The 16,867-nt window shown below is 61.8% G+C and carries 15 protein-coding genes; 9 read left to right on the forward strand and 6 right to left on the reverse strand.

Annotated features, from left to right (window positions below):
• Positions 1-100: 100 nt before the first annotated feature.
• The 3 genes from PQQ86_RS31860 to PQQ86_RS31870 all read right to left on the reverse strand — a co-directional run bounded on the left by PQQ86_RS31860 (position 101) and on the right by PQQ86_RS31870 (position 3,696).
• Positions 101-1,210 (reverse strand): histone deacetylase-like amidohydrolase, encoded by a 1,110-nt coding sequence (locus PQQ86_RS31860; RefSeq protein ID WP_408276188.1) that lies wholly within the window; start codon positions 1,208-1,210, stop codon positions 101-103.
• Between the two features lie 58 nt (positions 1,211-1,268).
• Entirely contained in the window at positions 1,269-2,522 is a 1,254-nt protein-coding gene (locus PQQ86_RS31865) for an MFS transporter (protein ID WP_408276191.1), read from the reverse strand.
• A 112-nt stretch (positions 2,523-2,634) separates the two neighbouring features.
• The gene (locus PQQ86_RS31870; protein WP_408276194.1) at positions 2,635-3,696 is read right to left on the reverse strand and encodes a porin; all 1,062 of its coding nucleotides are present in this window, start codon (positions 3,694-3,696) and stop codon (positions 2,635-2,637) included.
• Positions 3,697-4,050: 354 nt separating this feature from the next.
• On the opposite strand from PQQ86_RS31870, the gene PQQ86_RS31875 reads away from it, so the two are divergent.
• Positions 4,051-5,190: a response regulator transcription factor gene (locus PQQ86_RS31875; RefSeq protein WP_408276197.1), complete on the forward strand. Its 1,140-nt coding sequence runs from the start codon at positions 4,051-4,053 to the stop codon at positions 5,188-5,190.
• Positions 5,191-5,199: 9 nt separating this feature from the next.
• On the opposite strand, the gene hpaR is transcribed toward PQQ86_RS31875, so the two are convergent.
• Positions 5,200-5,607: a homoprotocatechuate degradation operon regulator HpaR gene (gene hpaR, locus PQQ86_RS31880; RefSeq protein ID WP_408276200.1), complete on the reverse strand. Its 408-nt coding sequence runs from the start codon at positions 5,605-5,607 to the stop codon at positions 5,200-5,202.
• A gap of 177 nt (positions 5,608-5,784) precedes the next feature.
• Here hpaR and PQQ86_RS31885 point away from each other — a divergent pair, with 177 nt between their 5' ends.
• The 7 genes from PQQ86_RS31885 (at position 5,785) to hpaI (ending at position 11,898) form a co-directional block, all read left to right on the forward strand.
• A complete protein-coding gene (locus tag PQQ86_RS31885; RefSeq protein WP_408276204.1) occupies positions 5,785-6,558 on the forward strand; it encodes a fumarylacetoacetate hydrolase family protein in 774 nt (257 codons plus the stop codon).
• Entirely contained in the window at positions 6,555-7,313 is a 759-nt protein-coding gene (locus PQQ86_RS31890; RefSeq protein ID WP_408276207.1) for a fumarylacetoacetate hydrolase family protein, read from the forward strand. The genes PQQ86_RS31885 and PQQ86_RS31890 overlap by 4 nt, the downstream gene beginning before the upstream one ends.
• 78 nt (positions 7,314-7,391) lie before the next feature.
• Entirely contained in the window at positions 7,392-8,849 is a 1,458-nt protein-coding gene (gene hpaE, locus PQQ86_RS31895; RefSeq protein WP_408276210.1) for a 5-carboxymethyl-2-hydroxymuconate semialdehyde dehydrogenase, read from the forward strand.
• A 60-nt stretch (positions 8,850-8,909) separates the two neighbouring features.
• The gene (hpaD, locus tag PQQ86_RS31900) at positions 8,910-9,773 is read left to right on the forward strand and encodes a 3,4-dihydroxyphenylacetate 2,3-dioxygenase (RefSeq protein ID WP_408276213.1); all 864 of its coding nucleotides are present in this window, start codon (positions 8,910-8,912) and stop codon (positions 9,771-9,773) included.
• 21 nt (positions 9,774-9,794) lie between these two features.
• A complete protein-coding gene (locus PQQ86_RS31905) occupies positions 9,795-10,193 on the forward strand; it encodes a 5-carboxymethyl-2-hydroxymuconate Delta-isomerase (protein WP_408276215.1) in 399 nt (132 codons plus the stop codon).
• Between the two features lie 87 nt (positions 10,194-10,280).
• On the forward strand, positions 10,281-11,084 hold the full coding sequence (gene hpaH / locus PQQ86_RS31910; RefSeq protein ID WP_408276218.1) for a 2-oxo-hept-4-ene-1,7-dioate hydratase: 804 nt from the start codon (positions 10,281-10,283) through the stop codon (positions 11,082-11,084).
• A gap of 10 nt (positions 11,085-11,094) precedes the next feature.
• A complete protein-coding gene (gene hpaI, locus PQQ86_RS31915) occupies positions 11,095-11,898 on the forward strand; it encodes a 4-hydroxy-2-oxoheptanedioate aldolase (protein WP_408276221.1) in 804 nt (267 codons plus the stop codon).
• 314 nt (positions 11,899-12,212) lie between these two features.
• Here hpaI and PQQ86_RS31920 read toward each other — a convergent pair whose 3' ends face one another.
• Together PQQ86_RS31920 and PQQ86_RS31925 are read right to left on the reverse strand one after the other, a co-directional pair.
• Complete coding sequence (locus tag PQQ86_RS31920; protein WP_408276224.1) at positions 12,213-14,546, reverse strand: EAL domain-containing protein; 2,334 nt, start codon at positions 14,544-14,546, stop codon at positions 12,213-12,215.
• 110 nt (positions 14,547-14,656) lie between these two features.
• A complete protein-coding gene (locus PQQ86_RS31925; protein ID WP_408276227.1) occupies positions 14,657-15,802 on the reverse strand; it encodes a GGDEF domain-containing protein in 1,146 nt (381 codons plus the stop codon).
• Between the two features lie 596 nt (positions 15,803-16,398).
• On the opposite strand from PQQ86_RS31925, the gene bcsD reads away from it, so the two are divergent.
• The gene (gene bcsD / locus PQQ86_RS31930) at positions 16,399-16,854 is read left to right on the forward strand and encodes a cellulose biosynthesis protein BcsD (RefSeq protein ID WP_408276230.1); all 456 of its coding nucleotides are present in this window, start codon (positions 16,399-16,401) and stop codon (positions 16,852-16,854) included.
• Positions 16,855-16,867 lie beyond the last annotated feature (13 nt).

Genomic DNA, 16,867 nt, shown 5'->3' on the forward strand with positions numbered 1-16,867 from the left:
TCGACCATAAGGATGACAAAGCCCGCGGTTTTAAGCGGCCCGGAGCGCCTAAGAAACCTGGCGCCCGAGGGTCTTGGTGGTTTCAGAGCCGCCAAAGGGATTACAGCCCGAACTCACCGGCCAGTTCGTCGATCAACCCGCGCTGAAACGCCTTGAAGCGTTCATTCGGTTGCTGCGCGATCGCCAGGTCTAGCATCGGATCGGTAACTTGCGTACGCACGTCCGCCAACGTTTCGACAATGGCATGCCCGCAGAACGGCACATACGCTTCCGAATACCCGCCTTCGTGCACGATCACCAGACGTCCGCTGCAATAACGTTCGGCGGCATCGCGCATCAGTTGCGTCATCGTGCGATAGCTCTCGCTGTGCAGCAGCATGCGCGCGAGCGGATCGACCGCGCTCGCGTCGAGCCCGCTCGCCACGACGATCAGATCCGGCCCGAACGCGTCGAGCGCGGGCAACACGATGCGCTCGAACGCATAAAGATAGGCGTCGTGCCCGCCACCCGGCAATAGCGGAATGTTCACGTTGGCCCCCACGCCCGCGCCCATGCCGCGCTCGTCCGCTCCGCTGTAGCCCGGCGGAAAGCAGCGATCCTGATGCAGCGAAATGGTCAGCGTGTTGGGATCGTCGTAATAGATCGACTGCGTGCCGTTGCCGTGATGCACGTCCCAGTCGATCACCGCGACGCGTTCGACACCATGCTTGGCACGCGCCGCCTCGATCGCAATGGGAATATTGGCGAGCAGGCAGAAGCCCATCGGCTTGTCGCGCAGACAGTGATGACCGGGCGGACGGGACAACGAGAATGCGTTGCTTGCCCGCTTGTCGAGCACGGTGTCGAGCGCGCTGATGGCAAGCCCTGCGGACAGCGCAGCGATCTCATAGCTGCCCTTGCCGAACGGTGCGAGGTCGCCCAGATCGCCGCCGGTCGTGTCGCTGAGCGCCTTGAAACGGGTCAGATAATCGCGCGGATGGACGCGCAGCAAATCGTCTTCAGTGGCAAGCTCCGCCCCCTGCATGTCGAGCGACGCCGCCAGCCCCGAGGTCTGGATCAGCGCCAGCAGCCTGCGTTTCGAATCGGGAGATTCCGCGTAGCCGCTACTCGATGGCGGTTGCACCCAGCCACCGACCGGAAAGAACAGCGCATGCGTGCCACCCGTATGCCAGAAGGTGCGTTCGTCCGTGAAAAATGCTGTTTTGCTCATGATTGCTCTTACCTGTAGTTCACTTGCGGATTCAAATCGACCGGGTTCGACTGCACGCTCACCGACGCGCGCCCGGCACTTCACGCCCATTACGCTCGACACGCAGCAGGCAAACAAAAGACAAGGCGCAGATCACTGCCGCACCCTGAAACAGCGTATTGAGACCCGCGCCGGCGTCGAGGAGAAAGCCGGCGATCAGTGGGCCGACCGCAAGTCCCGCACCGATCACAAAGTTCAGCGTGGCGATCAAACGCCCCGACGTATCGGTTTTTGCGGCTGCGGCGAGGATGAACGGCAGCACGAAGGTCCACGCGAATTTGAAGGCGAAGATCGCGGCGGCATAGCCCGTCGAACCGGGATGCGCCGACAGACCGAGCAAGGCCGCAACGAGAATCGCGTAACCCGTCAGCAGCATCGCGGCCCGTGCGATACGGTTGCCGATGAACGACGCGCACGCCGCGCCGACGATCCCCATCACGCTTGCGACCGCCAGCAGCTCGCCGGTATGTCCCGCGTCGAGTCCAGCAAGCGACGCCGCCTTGCTCGCAAACGTCCAGACGCCGCCGATCGCCACATAGAAAGCAAGCACGCCGCCGATCACCAGCGTCGCGAGAAACCATGTGCTGTTTGTAGTGCTCATGGTGCTTGCGCCGTTCACGCCGGCCCCAGCCTGGTGCGCGTGCTTGCCGCCGGTGTCGCCCAATGCGGGATCGAAGCCGCGCGTGAGCGGCGATGCAATCAGCGCGAGCACGGCCAGCACGACATACAGCGCGCGCAAGCCGAACGCGTCAAACAGATGCGGCAGCACGAACAGGCCGAGCGCACCGGCCACCAGTTGACCGACCACCCACAAGCCATACACGCGGTCGCGATTGCCGCTTGTCGCCGCGCTCGTCATGCACAGCACCATCAGCGTGCCGCCGCCGAGCCCGGTCAACGCGCGCAGCACCAGCAACGCAACGAAGCCCGGCATCAGCACAGCCGTGGCGAAATTGCCGAGGCAAAACACCACCGTGGCGATCGCCGCGACACGGCGTGCGTCGACACGTCCCAACCATAAGAGCGATGGCAAGGTCGCGCAGCTGAACGCGCCGAGTTCGACGAAGAAATACGTGCCGATCTGCGAGGCGCTCAAACCGAGCTGTCCGCCGAGTTGCGCAGCGACGGCCGGCGCGACCAGCAGCAACAACGGCGTGATGGCGGCGAACACCACCAGAGACAGCAGCGTCGACGTCGCGAATTCGCGCGGCGCGACCGCGGACGTCCCAGGCGCAGTGGCCGTGGCAAATGAAGAGGTCGAAGGAGTTTTCATGGGGCTCGTGAGTTAACGGTTGCGGTTGCAACGAAGGCCGACAAGCGGCCTACGGGAGGCGAATACAGGTCGACGCTGTCGAAACTGAAGCGGCACGCCGGCGCATGGGCAATCAGAACGTGTGATACATGCCGAGCATCGCGCCGAATTGCGAGGCGCCATCGAGCGGCGTTGCGTCGTATTCATAGACCGGTTGCGAGCTTTGACTGCTGTTGCGCGAATAGCCCAGATTCATATACGCCACCGTGCGCTTTGACAGCGCGTAGGTGCCGCTCGCGATGAACAGCGTCGGATGGCCGACGCTCGGCGTGTTCGACCAGGTCTGATAGACGCCGCCCGCGAGGCCGACGAAATTGTTGAGCTGGTAGCGCGCCCCGCCCCACGCCACCGTTTTCGACGGCGCGAGCGGTCCGGTTTGCCGCTCCGCGCCGCCATACAGCGAAAGCGTCGCGATGTCCCAATGCGCGGCCAGCGTGCCGATGGTCTGCTGCAATCCCGAGGTATCCCCATCGGCGGATGCCGTGCCTTGCGCCCGATGCAGCGCCGCGCTAATGCCGTAGCCGTTGCCGCCGTATTGCGCGCCGATTTCCAGCACCCGGCCTGAGCGCGAATTGCCCGCCACGCCACCGGTCGCCGCCAGGGCTTCGGCACTGAAGCCGCCATAGTCGGCCGTCTTGAACTTCACCGAGTTATCGATAAAGTTGGCCGACAGCGGCACCAGCACGCCCTGCCCGCTGTATGCCGCATACAGCAACGGGTCATAGAAAACCGTGCGATCGAACAGTACGCTGAACTGCCGCCCGAGCGTGATGGTGCCGAACTTGCCGCTCAACCCAACGTAAGCCCCGCGAAAGAACGCATAACCCGGCACCGTGGCCGTGCCGTCATTCACGTTGATGCCCTGCTCAAGGCGGAAGATTGCCTGCAGGCCGCCCCCCAGATCTTCCGTGCCGGTCAATCCGATCTGCGAGGGCAACACGCCGTAGTTCTGCAAATTGACCGCACTGTGCTGGCCGTCCGCGTTCGTGCGGTATTGAATGCCGGCATCGATCAAGCCGTACAGCGTGACACTCGATTGCGCGTGGGCGGTCGCGGTGCAGAAACCCGCCGCCATGCTCAATGCCGCTAACGTCTTTCGTCGACCGCTGCGCTGCCGTGATTCGTTTCGTTTCATCGAGAAGCTCCAAACCGTCTGATGTTTTTGTAATGTGTCCGTTGCTGCGGGCTGCATTCCTTATCGAGTGCAACGGCAGTGTCGGTAGCGGCAATTGCGCTGAACAGACGTCCAGATGAACGGTATGGAAAACCCGCACGTGATTGCGCGGAGCCCGGTGCGATTGATAGGCGTGGTTGTGTCGAACGGCCCGGTGCAATGACGCGGCACGGCATCCGCAGCTCGGGGCCGTTCAAATGAGGGGGGCATAGCGCCATTTCTAGTGCAGCGTTTTTCAAAAAAGCGCCACGTATAATCGGTTCGCTCGCCGCACAAGCGGCCGCACGCGCCGTATCGACAGCCGAAGGAGCCAGCGTGACAGTCACCGCAGACACGAAGCGGGTTATCGATCAGTTGGGCGAAATGCCCCACGCCATTCCGCTCGACGACTACGCAGGCGCGCCGCTCGAACAGCGCAGCGCCGACTTCGAAGGCACGCTTGCCGGCAACGGCACCGCGGCGCGCGGCCTCAGCCTGTTCCTGCTCGACCTCTATGCGCTTGCCAACCGCACCGGCATCGGTGAATTCGAGCACGGCTTCTTCCGCCTTCTATCGCAGCACCTGCCGTTCGACGCCGGCTGGACCGGCGTGACCACACACACGGCCAACGGTCCGGTGATGCACAACAGCTTCGTCTATGGCCTGCCGGGCGAGTTCTTTACCGACTGGCAGCGCGTGCGCGACTGCGATCCGCTCGCGATCGGCTCGATGAACCGCTACGGCCGCGCGCTGAACGTGTCGATCGTGGCGCCCGGCATCGATCCGCGTTTTCGCAACTGGGCGATCAAATATGGACTCGCACAACTGATGGTGGTGTCGGCGCTGGATCATCGCTTCGGGCTCGCGACTTTCCTCTCGGTGTATCGCCGCGCGCTCGACAAGCCATTCTCCGCGGCGGACGCGCAAACGCTGGAGGATGTGATTCCGCACTTAAGCGCGGCGCTGACGATCAGCCGTTCGTTTCAATTGACGCGTGAACGCGGCGAAGGCGTCTCCACGCCGGCACGTGCGATCTGCGATGGCTTCGGCGCAGTGCACCAGGCGGATAAAGCGTTCGAAACCATTCTGCGCAGCGAATGGCCGGGCTATCAGAACCAGCATCTGCCGGCGCCGCTGATCGCGCATATGCATGCGGACACGGGGCAGCCGTATGTTGGCGAAACGGTGACGGTGAGCTGCTCGCCGGTGGTCGGCCTGTTTCAGCTGGAAGCGCGCCAACGCTCGCCGCTCGACCGTTTGAGTCCGCGCGAGCTGAGTGCGATCAAGCTGTACGGCGACGGCCTCTCGCACAAGGAAGTCGCGCAACGCATGGCGATTTCGCCCACCACCGTGCGCCACTATCTGCGCTGCGCGTACAAGAAGCTCGGCATGCACGACAAAAGCCAGATTCCGTGGCTGCTCGGGCTGCGCGAGAATGCTGCTACACAGGCCTCAGCGCCCGACCAGGGCGACTGAGCGGCTGCTTCACCCGTCCTCTTCTTCAAGCCCGGCAAGCAGATCGTCGACCGCGCGATACACGCGCTCGACGATTTCCGGCCCGACCTTGCGCTCCAGCTCGCGATAGTGCGCTTCGAGATCCTTCGAGATCACGCGCACCAGGTCCACGCTCGTATCGGTGAGTGACACCAGCACACGGCGCTGGTCTTCCGCGAAACGCTCCTTGGTCACCAGTTCCATACTCTCCATGCGCGCGAGCACGCCGGCCATGCTCGGGCTCGAAATCGTGCAGATATCGGAGATGTGGCGCGGCTCCATCGGCCCGTGCTCATTGAGCGCACGAATCACGCGCCATTGCTGCTCGGTCAATCCGTGCGCGGTAATCAATGGCCGGAAACGCTCCATCATTTTTTCTCTGGCGCGCAGCAACAACATCGGCAGGTTGCGGTGCAAAACTCGGGTAGAAGCGGAAGCGGACATGGCGAATAAGTTAAAAGCAGCTGTCGAAGCTTAAGGGAAAACCCGCGATCGGCCGACAGGCTATTGACCGTGGATGATATCAAGCGCAATACTACTAACATGTTAGTGTTTTTGCCGAGAGACAGCTAATTTATGTTTGCACTTGCCGATCACCTGCTGCATCCCGAAGGCGACGCGCTGCCTCGCGACGTGGATGCGCGCACCGTTGCCGCGCTGCTCGCACGCGGCATTGCCTGCCGTGCGCCGGTTTCCGGCGCCGTTTATGGAACCTTGCTGAACGACCGGGCCGCTTTGGCGGCGTTGGGCGAAGCGGTACATGCCGCACCCTATAAAGCCCCGCCCAAAGCGCCGATTCTCTATCTGAAGCCGCGCAATACGTTCGCCGGTCATCGCGCCCGTGTCGTCGTGCCTGACGATGCACTGGGCGTGGAAGTCGGCGCTTCGCTGGGTATCGTGATCGGCCGCACTGCAACACGCGTTAGCGCGGATCAGGCGTTCGACTACATCGCCGGCTATACGCTGGTCGCCGATCTGAGCGTGCCGCATGCGAGCGTGTACCGGCCTTCGGTACGGTTCCGGGCGCGCGACGGTTTTTGCGTGATCGGACCGGCGGTGGTTGCGGCGCGTCATATCGCGGCGCCGGACAATCTTGCGATCAAGGTTTCGCTTCCAGGACGCGAGGTCTTCACTGCGGGTACTGCGTCGGCGGTACGCAACGTGGCGCAATTGCTTGCGGACGTAACCGATTTCATGACACTGAGTGCCGGCGACGTCATTACGCTCGGCGTGCCTCATGGTTCGCCAGTTGCCCATATCGGCGACACGGCCACGCTATCGATTGGCGGATTGCCGCCGCTCGAGGTGTCGTTTGTCGGTGCAGCAGAACAAGTTGGAGAACAGCAATGATGCGCGGTCGTGTTGCGTATGCAGGGGCGATTCACGAAGCCTATCCGGACGCCAACGGCGTGCGCCTCGCCGACGGCCGCGTGCGTCGTGAGGATGAAGTGGTCTGGCTCGCGCCGATCGAGGTCGGCACAATCTTCGCGCTTGGCTTGAACTACGCGGAGCACGCGAAGGAATTGCAGTTCAACAAGCAGGAAGAGCCTTTGGTCTTTCTCAAAGGCCCGGGCGCGGTCATCGGTCACCGCGGCTTCACACGCCGCCCCGCCGACGTCACTTTCATGCACTACGAGTGCGAGCTGGCTGTCGTGATCGGCCAAACCGCGCAGAACGTCAAGCGCGACAACGCCATGCAGCATGTGGCAGGCTACATGATCGCCAACGACTACGCGATCCGCGACTACCTGGAGAACTATTACCGTCCCAACCTGCGCGTGAAAAATCGCGACGGCGGCACGGTGCTCGGCCCCTGGTTCGTCGATGCCGCCGATGTCGAAGACGTCACGCAACTCGAATTGCGCACGTTTGTGAACGGCACGCGGCAGCAACACGGCAACACGCGCGATCTCGTCACCGATATCCCGGCGTTGATCGAATATCTGAGCAGCTTTATGACCCTCGCACCCGGCGACGTGATCCTGACCGGCACACCGGAAGGCATCGTCAACGTCAATGCGGGCGACGAAGTGGTCTGCGAAATCGACGGCCTTGGCCGTCTCGTCAATACGATTGCATCCGACGCGGATTTTGGCCGCGGCTGATACGACGGCTTTGCATGGGATCGGAGTAAGTGCTGAAGGACTAACTCCGATCGACAGCTAAAGAGAAAGGACAACACAATGCGAATCGAACATCTGATCAACGGCAAATCGAGCGCTGCGAAAGACTACTTCGAGACCGTCAATCCGGCAACGCAAGACGTGCTCGCCGAAGTGGCCCGTGGCGGTGCGGAAGAAGTCGACGCCGCCGTGCGCGCGGCCAAAGAGGCATTTCCGGCGTGGGCCGGCAAGCCCGCAGCGGAACGCGCAAAGATCATCCGCAAGCTCGGCGAGTTGATCGCGAAGAACGTGCCGGACATCTCCGAGACCGAGACGAAGGACACCGGCCAGACGATCTCGCAGACCCGTAAGCAACTCGTGCCGCGCGCCGCCGACAACTTCAGTTATTTCGCGGAGATGTGCACGCGCGTCGATGGCCACACGTATCCCACCGATACGCATCTGAACTACACGCTGTTCCATCCGGTCGGCGTCTGCGCGCTGATCTCGCCGTGGAACGTACCGTTCATGACGGCAACGTGGAAAGTCGCACCCTGCCTCGCGTTCGGCAATACCGCCGTGTTGAAGATGAGCGAACTATCACCGCTAACCGCCTCGATGCTCGGCAATCTCGCGCTCGAAGCCGGCATTCCTGCCGGCGTGCTGAACGTCGTGCACGGCTTCGGCAAGGACACCGGCGAGCCGCTGGTGGCGCACCCGGATGTGCACGCGGTGTCGTTCACCGGATCGACCGCAACCGGCAACCGCATCGTGCAGACGGCGGGCTTGAAAAAGTTTTCGATGGAACTGGGCGGCAAATCGCCATTCGTGATTTTCGACGACGCCGATTTCGAACGCGCGCTCGATGCCGCCGTGTTCATGATCTTCTCCAACAACGGCGAACGCTGCACGGCAGGTTCGCGCATTCTGGTGCAGCGCTCGATTTATGCGCGCTTTGCCGAGCGTTTCATCGAACGCGCGAAACGTTTGACGGTGGGTGATCCGCTCGCCGACGGCACGATCGTCGGCCCGATGATCAGTCAGGGGCATCTGGCCAAGGTGCGCAGCTACATCGAACTGGGTCCGAAGGAAGGCGCCACGCTCGCGTGCGGCGGACTCGACGCACCCGACTTGCCCGAAGCCATGCGCAAAGGCAACTTCGTTCAGCCGACGGTATTCGTCGACGTCGACAATCGCATGCGGATCGCGCAGGAAGAGATCTTCGGCCCGGTCGCCTGCCTGATTCCGTTCGACGACGAAGCCGACGCGATCAAACTCGCCAACGACATCTCCTACGGCCTGTCGAGCTACATCTGGACCGAGAGCACCGGCCGCGCGCTTCGCGTCGCCGCTGCCGTCCAAGCCGGCATGTGCTTCGTCAACAGCCAGAACGTGCGCGATCTGCGCCAGCCGTTCGGCGGCACCAAGGCATCGGGCGTGGGCCGCGAAGGCGGTACGTGGAGCTACGAAGTATTCCTCGAGCCGAAGAACGTGTGCGTATCGCTCGGCTCGCATCACATTCCGCGCTGGGGCGTCTGAAACGCGGGTCATTTGCACGCGAGGCATCACGCCTCGCGCCACACAGAACAGGAGACCGCGATGGGCAAACTCGCGTTAGCAGCAAAAGTCACCCATGTCCCGTCGTTATATCTATCCGAACTCGACGGCCCGCATAAGGGCTGCCGTCAACCGGCAATCGACGGCCACCATGAAATCGGCCGCCGCTGCCGCGAATTGGGTGTGGATACGATCGTCGTCTTCGACGTCCATTGGCTCGTGAATAGCGAATACCACATCAATTGCGCGCCGAAGTTCGAAGGCATCTATACGAGCAACGAACTGCCGCACTTCATCAAGAACATGCCGTACGCGTATCCCGGCAATGTCGGGCTCGGCGATCTGATCGCGGAAGTCGCCAACGAAATGGGCGTGAAGAGCCGCGCGCACAGCGAGACCACACTCGAACTCGAGTACGGCACGCTGGTGCCGATGCGCTATATGAACAGCGACCAGCACTTCAAGACCGTATCGATAGCCGGCTGGTGCATGTGGCACGACCTCGAAACCAGCGCGCGCTTCGGCCTCGCGGTACGCAAGGCCATCGAGGAACGTTACGACGGCACCGTGGCGATTCTGGCGAGCGGGTCGTTGAGCCACCACTTCGCCGACAACGGCACTGCCGAGCAGTTCATGCACAAGGTGTGGAGCCCGTTTCTCGAACAGATGGACCGCCGGGTAGTCGAGTTATGGGAAGCCGGCGACTGGAAAACCTTCTGCGAAATGCTGCCGCTCTATAACGAGAAATGCTGGGGTGAAGGCGGCATGCACGACACCGCGATGCTGCTCGGTGCACTCGGCTGGGATCGTTACGACGGCAAGGTTGAAGTCGTCACCCCGTATTTCGGCAGTTCGGGCACCGGCCAGATCAATGCGATCTTCCCCGTGACGCCCCTGCCCGTTTGAGTCCTGAGAAAGGAGCTTACCGTGCCACATTTGACACTCGAATACAGCGCCAATCTTGCTGATGAAGCGAGCATCGGGCAGCTTTGCACCTCGCTCGCGGCTTGCCTCGATGCGCAGCGCGACAACGACCAACGCGTCTATCCGCTCGGCGGCATCCGCGTGCGCGCCTTGCGTTGCGAGCAGTACTGCATAGCCGACGGCCGGCCCGACGCCGCCTTCCTGCATGCGAACCTGAAGATCGCCGCAGGCCGCTCGGAGGCCACAAAAAAAACGACCGGCGACGCACTGTTTGAAGCGATCAAACGGCACTTCGCCGCAGAGTTTGAAAAACACGGCCTGGCGTTGTCGCTGGAGATCAATGAATTCAGCGAAGGCGGCACATGGAAACACAACAATTTGCACGCGCGGCTTCAAGCCTGATACATGGGCCTGAGACCCGGGCTTGACGCACCGGCCCAATATCCCGAGCCGGTAACTGGGCTTGTCAGCCGCTCATAGAGAACCATCATGCTAGATGAACAGACAATCCGCGACCTTGCGGCACAACTCGACAACGCCGAGAAGACGCGCACGCAGCTGCGCCACTTCTCGGCGAAGTATCCCGAGATGACCGTACAGGACGGTTACGCGATCCAACGCGAGTGGGTAAAGCTGAAGCTTGCCGAAGGCCATGTGATCAAGGGCCGCAAAATCGGCCTGACTTCGCGCGCGATGCAGCGTTCGTCACAGATCGACGAACCCGACTACGCGCCGTTGCTCGACAGCATGTTCATCGAAAACGGCCAGGACATCCGCGCCGACCGCTTCATAGCGCCGCGCGTGGAAGTCGAACTGGCCTTCATATTGAGCAAGCCCTTGAAGGGCCCTGGCGTCACGCTCTTCGATGTTCTGGACGCCACAGCCTACGTAACCCCGGCCGTGGAGATTATCGACGCACGCATCGAACAATTCGACCGCGAAACGAGGGCGCCGCGTAAGGTCTACGACACCATCTCCGACTTCGCGGCGAATGCCGGCATCGTATTGGGCGGCCGTCCGGTACGTCCGCTGGACGTCGACCTTCGCTGGGTTGGCGCATTGCTTTACAAGAACGGCGCCGTAGAAGAAAGCGGCCTGGCCGCCGCCGTGCTGAACCACCCCGCGACAGGCGTTGCATGGCTCGCGAACAAGATCGCTCCATACGACGAAGTCCTGAACGCGAACGACGTCATTCTGAGCGGCTCCTTCACGAGCCCGATCCCGGCAAGAGCGGGCGACACCTTCCACGTCGACTACGGTCCGCTGGGTGGCATTGGTTTGAATTTCATTTGAGTGTGCCGACATGTCTCTACCGCAAAACACATTCAAGCGCGCGCTAGCAGAGGGAAAGCTGCAATTCGGCTTATGGGCAGCGCTTGCCGATGCCTACGTGACCGAATTGCTGGCCACCGCCGGCTTCGATTGGTTGTTGATCGACAACGAGCACGCACCGAACGATATCCGCAGCACGCTGGCGCAATTACAGGCGGTGGCTGCCTACGCATCGCATCCGGTGGTGCGTCCCGTACGAAGCGACAGCGCGTTGATCAAGCAATTACTCGACATAGGCGCCCAAACCTTGCTGCTCCCAATGATCGACACACCGGATCAGGCCACGGAAGCCGTCGCGGCAACGCGCTACCCACCACATGGCATTCGCGGCGTGGGGAGCGCGTTGGCGCGGGCATCGCGTTGGAACCGGATACCGGACTACCTGACCACGGCGTCGCAGGAGTTGTGCGTACTGGTCCAGGTAGAAACCGTGCAGGGGATGGAAAACCTATCCGCAATCGCAAAGGTAGAAGGCGTTGATGGCGTCTTCTTCGGCCCTGCGGACCTGAGCGCATCAATGGGCTTGCTGGGCAAACCAGGTGACGCGAGCGTACGCGAAGCGATTTGCGATGGCATCAGAAAGGTACGGGACGCCGGCAAAGCGGCTGGGGTGCTGGCGCCGGACCCGGGGATAGCTGCCGAATATCTAGCAGCCGGCGCAACGTTTGTGGCGGTGGGAACAGACACGGGGCTATTAAGCAAGGCCGCAGCAGATCTGGCAGCCTCGTACAAAAAGACTGCGCCAACGGCCACACCGACGAAGGGCGGGTACTAACAAAACCGCAGCAACTGGTTTTAGAAATACTCTTCGGCGCGCGCAGCGCCGCCGGAAGAATGACACCCTTGTCACAAGCGTATGCAGATGCACGAACCCAGATTCCAGATGCACCACTACCCGCTGCAAACCACGGGCCCCGCTTAGCAGGAGTGGTTTGAGCCGCTTTCTTTTGCCTACTTTTCTTTGCGGCAAGCAAAGAAAAGTAGGTGCCGCCCCGCACAGGGGCAACGCTAATAGACCACTAACAAATCAAGGAAAGGCCAAAGCCATAAGAACACAGCCAATGCCGCCGCCAAAGGCAAAAAAAAAAATTACTCACCAGCAGGCCAAGGCAACCCCACCACCGACCAATCCAACTCCACCCCAATAACAGACCGTTCAGCAGCAACCTGCACAGCCAAAGTAACCGCAACACAAGGCCGCCCACTGGCCAAAGAAAGATAGGGATTACTAGCCACAGCCACCCCAGGCAACAAAACAGCATTACGAAAATAAGGCCGATGATCCCACCTCGCATCCCGCGGATTAGCCACAGGCTGCAACGAAGCCCCAACCCCACTCCACGCGGGCCCCCGCACCTCATACCCGATCTGCCGCCCCGAATCATCAAGAACAAAGCAACTGATACAGCGCTCAAACGTAGCCAGAAAAGCAAACGCCTCCCCTACCAAACCACCCGCCAGCAAAGCATCGGCAGCCCGCCTCAAAGCAGCCCGATAAGGCTCAACCTCCGACTCAAACAACGCATACTGATGCGCCCTCCCCTGGGCAATCACATCGAAAGCATCATCGATCCGCCGATGCACCGAGTCAGGCGGCGCAATCTCGGCCGCCGGCCGCCCGAGCAAAAAGCCCTGCGCAAAATCCACATTCGACTCCACAGCAAGAATCAATTCCTCCGTGGTCTCCACGCCTTCAACAACAACCAGCATGCCCGCCTGGTGTAACAGCGAAACGAGCTTCGGCAAGATCGGCTGGTCGGTCCCATGACCGGTCGCGCGAATCAGCTCTCCATCGAGCTTCACAAGATCCGGCCGGATCCGGAGCAACCGGTCGAGATTCGATTGACCCGCACCGAAATCGTCGACGGCGATCAGAAAGCCATGCTCGCGGTACAAAGCCGCCGCCCGCGACATGTCGTCGACGCTGCCGCCATGCGATTCGAGAATCTCGAGAATCACCCGCTCAGGTTCGAGCCCGACCGCTCGCACGATCATGGCGAGCTGGTCCGCATAGCCTTCGGCGACAAACGTGGCGGGCAGAATGTTGAGGAACAGCCAGGCATCGCCGGGCAGCAACTTGTGCGCATTGGCCAGATGCACGGCATGGCTCGCGCGATCGAGCGCGCCTTCGTCGCTGGAGGGCTTCGGCGCAAACAGCACCACGGGCGGCACCAGCGTGCCGTCGTCCTGCTTGCCTCGCAGCAAGGCCTCGAATCCCACCTGCTTCTGATGCGACAAACTGTAGAGCGGCTGGAAGTGCGAGGTCAGGAAATACTCGTCCCACCGATGCTGCGGCACCAGCGTCCCGTCCTCTGCGAACACATCGCCGGCGAGCATGTGCAGCGGCTCGATCGGCAACGCACGTTCGGCGCACACGCGGTTTCTGCCCGAATGCTTGGCGCGCAGCAAGGCTTCGTCGGCGCGATCGAGCAACACCATGATGTTTTCGCCGCTCCGGTGTTCAGCCACGCCGAAGCTCGCGGTCAGATGGCCATCAGGGCGCTCGATCGCGGCAATCGCGGTGCGCAGGCGCTCGGCCAGCGCCAGTGCGCCGGTCAGGCCGTCACGCAGCAGCACGGCGAACTCCTCGCCGCCGATCCGGCTCACGCTGTCGTCCGCGGAGGTCTCTTCCATCAGCACCTGGGCGACCTGGTACAACGCATGGTCGCCGACTGCATGGCCAAAGCGGTCGTTGAGCGACTTGAAACTGTCGATGTCGAGAAAAATTGCGCTGACCCGCGCCTCGGACGTCATCGTTTCGAGGCGGCGCTCGGCCTGCTTCACGAACGCGCGGCGGTTTTGCAGGCCGGTCAGCGGATCGGTCGCGGCGAGCTGCGCCAGTTGGCTCTCGAGCAGAAAGTGGTTACGGCGGAACCGGTAGAAGCCGAAGTGAAACACAACGGAAGTCGGCACGCCGATCGCCATGATCCACATCCACACCACGATGTCGACGTCATGCGTGCGCGGCCCGTCGAACAGCAAGGCAAACGCCGCCGCATAGAAGAGCGCGCTGCCGACGAAGAAATGCAGCGGCGTGAGCCACAGCGGCGCTGCGCAGACCGGGATCACCACCATGGCCGGCAGTACCCACAACAACGGCTGCTCAACGCCCGAGACATTTAGCGCAAGACCCACCACCAGCACGAGCGAGTACGCGACACCGATTGCACCGAAGGTCCAGGTCGAGCCGGTGCGTGGAATCGCCATCACCAGCAAGGCGAGCACCAGCGCACAGGCGAGCCGGTAGCCAAGCGGCGTCGCCGGGCCGTCGACCATGTTGCGCGCCCCCACGAAACACAGGAACGCGACAACCGTAAACGCCATCGTCACCGTCGAAAGGGGACGCTGGTGCTCCAGCGATCGCCGATGAAAGCGATCGCGCAAACCGGAATCGGACAATGGCTTCGTTGAAGTGGAAAGCATAGTGATAGATATCAGGCTGGCTCCGGTTACTCCACCGATGTATAACGGCAACCGTCTGACAAATATTTATGCCCTGCCCGCAAATAGAATTGCACCCCGCTCAAGCAGGGCTACGCCGCCATCACACGATCGCGGCCTGAGGCCTTGGCGGCGTACAGCGCACCGTCGGCACGCGCCATCAATTGGGCGAGCGATTCATCGCGCCGATGCTGGTCTACGCCGACGCTGAAGGTGTACTTCAGTTCACGCGGCAACTCGGCGGGCGCGGCCGCCGCGAGCCGGACCCGCAGACGGTCCATCAGGCGCACCGCTTCGGTCGTGGTCGTCGCCGGGCACAACACGCCGAACTCCTCGCCGCCCAGCCGCCCGAACACGTCGCCGACCCGCAGATTGCGGGTGACAAAGGCCGCGAAGTGGCTCAGCACCTGGTCGCCGGTAGCGTGGCCGTAGCCGTCGTTGACCACCTTGAACGAATCGATATCGATGATCGCCATCGCCATCGGCGAGGCGGTGCGCAACGACGCCTTTAACAGCGCGTCGCCGATCGAAAGAAACGCCCGGCGCGACAACGCGCCCGTCAGATCGTCGACATTGGCCAGCCGCTCGAGCCGCTCGGCGAGGCGATCGTGCGCCAGCATCACCACGCCGATCGAAAGGCAAGGCGGTGCGAGGATACCGAGGGCGAGAAAGGCGACATTGCCCGGCGTCACTTGCATCAAACCGGACTGCAACAGCATGCCGAAACCGTACATGACGCCACGCGAGGCATGCCCCACGCATAACAGCACAGCCGCTCCCGCGAGAAAGTAATAGCTATAGCGTGGCCGGCTCGAGGGACGATCGCGCAGCATTGTCACGGCGAGCATAGCGTAGAGGCCCGCGTGAAACGCCGATGTCACCGTCACCCGCGCGTTGAAGTCCGGCGTGACAAAGGTCCAGTAGATAATGCCGATCAGCACAAGAAGCGCGCCGGCATAGGCTGCCCAAGGTCGCGTGCGACGCCCCAGAAAGCGGTAGCAGCCCTCGACCACCAACAGCAGCGAAATGGCCAGGAGTTCGTTGGCCGCCACGAAAGTCAGCCAGCGCGACGCGTGTCCTTGTGACGCAAAGGCAAGGAGCGCCACGATCGCGACGACATTGGCCGAGATCCAGTAGCCGACGCCGGGTATCGCCGCCCGCCAGAGCGAGCCGAGCACGGCGATCCCCATGGCGCCTGACAAAACCGTGACAGCCAGAATAGTGAGTGGATTGAGCATTGTTGTTTTGAGTCGAACGGCATCGTCATAGCGCGCCACGCCCCTGCGTGTGCCTGTGCGCGCTTGTCTTCTGCGCCGTTTGCGCCGGTGTGCGCAAAGCCAGGCGGTGCCAGTCCGTAAGCTTACTGGTCCGGGCAAAAGTTGGGGGCGCAGCGAGCCTGAAAGATTCAACAAGCACTTCCGGCGGCGGCAAATACCTGACGCATCCCGCGCAACCCGACTCAAACCGTTGCATTTAGCATGAAACCAGAAAGCTAAAACATCGGCGCAATTTACCGTTAATCAATCTATCGAAAACACATTCGCGGCTGGCATCCACGGTTGAGAAGCGAGCAAGGCAATTCACGCAGCAAATATTACGTAGCGAATGTGGATCGCCGCAACCGTTTGCGCGTATAACGCAGACGAATGTAAAGTGGCTAAAAGTTAATGTCTTAAGTAGACTTCCTCCGAAGTGTGGCGGATAGAGCAGACCAACTCGGTAAAAGTAACCTAGGACGCGTGCAATGCGCGCCTTCCCGTAACACTTTCAATTGTTCAGCCGTCGGCGCCCGTTTTTGTACACGGTTTGAGGCAGCGGCTATTTCCCGGAAAACATGGTCCCAATTCTCGATTACCTGCTGGAACGCCAAATCTCGCCACAATGGCGCGGCATGCTGACTGCACTCGCGACAGAGTTCGAAGCGCAGATCGGTCCGGACGAACTGCGTCAACTGATGTACCGCGTCGGCTGCCGGTTTGCCGCGGCGCATCAATTGCCTGCGTGCGGGTCGACGGCCGAGCTCGCTCAGGTGTTGAATCTGTACTGGCATGACATGGATTGGGGCTACGTCGAACTGTCCGACGAGCCGGAGTCTCTGCGCATCGTTCATTACTGTGCGCCGCTGCAGGCATTCGGCAATGCAGCGCTCGCATGGACCCCGGCGTTTCTCGAAGGCGTTTATCAGACGTGGTTGAGCGCGTTGGGCGCACAGGGCCTGTCGGTGGCGCAAACGAGCGCGTACGGCACAGACACCGCGATCGAGTTTCGGTTGGGGCGGCACCCTGTTTGAGCGGTCCGGGTTA

Origin of the sequence: Paraburkholderia sediminicola, from assembly GCF_046026675.1 — a bacterium.
GTDB lineage: Bacteria > Pseudomonadota > Gammaproteobacteria > Burkholderiales > Burkholderiaceae > Paraburkholderia > Paraburkholderia sediminicola_F.

Coding starts and splice junctions, on each gene's coding strand:
- hpaI (WP_408276221.1), top strand. CDS start 11,095: ATGTCTCTACCGCAAAACACATTCAAGCGCGCGCTAGCAGAGGGAAAG.
- hpaE (WP_408276210.1), top strand. CDS start 7,392: ATGCGAATCGAACATCTGATCAACGGCAAATCGAGCGCTGCGAAAGAC.
- bcsD (WP_408276230.1), top strand. CDS start 16,399: ATGGTCCCAATTCTCGATTACCTGCTGGAACGCCAAATCTCGCCACAA.
- PQQ86_RS31890 (WP_408276207.1), top strand. CDS start 6,555: ATGATGCGCGGTCGTGTTGCGTATGCAGGGGCGATTCACGAAGCCTAT.
- hpaD (WP_408276213.1), top strand. CDS start 8,910: ATGGGCAAACTCGCGTTAGCAGCAAAAGTCACCCATGTCCCGTCGTTA.
- hpaR (WP_408276200.1), bottom strand. CDS start 5,607: ATGTTGTTGCTGCGCGCCAGAGAAAAAATGATGGAGCGTTTCCGGCCA.
- hpaH (WP_408276218.1), top strand. CDS start 10,281: ATGCTAGATGAACAGACAATCCGCGACCTTGCGGCACAACTCGACAAC.
- PQQ86_RS31865 (WP_408276191.1), bottom strand. CDS start 2,522: ATGAAAACTCCTTCGACCTCTTCATTTGCCACGGCCACTGCGCCTGGG.
- PQQ86_RS31925 (WP_408276227.1), bottom strand. CDS start 15,802: ATGCTCAATCCACTCACTATTCTGGCTGTCACGGTTTTGTCAGGCGCC.
- PQQ86_RS31870 (WP_408276194.1), bottom strand. CDS start 3,696: ATGAAACGAAACGAATCACGGCAGCGCAGCGGTCGACGAAAGACGTTA.
- PQQ86_RS31885 (WP_408276204.1), top strand. CDS start 5,785: ATGTTTGCACTTGCCGATCACCTGCTGCATCCCGAAGGCGACGCGCTG.
- PQQ86_RS31920 (WP_408276224.1), bottom strand. CDS start 14,546: ATGCTTTCCACTTCAACGAAGCCATTGTCCGATTCCGGTTTGCGCGAT.
- PQQ86_RS31860 (WP_408276188.1), bottom strand. CDS start 1,210: ATGAGCAAAACAGCATTTTTCACGGACGAACGCACCTTCTGGCATACG.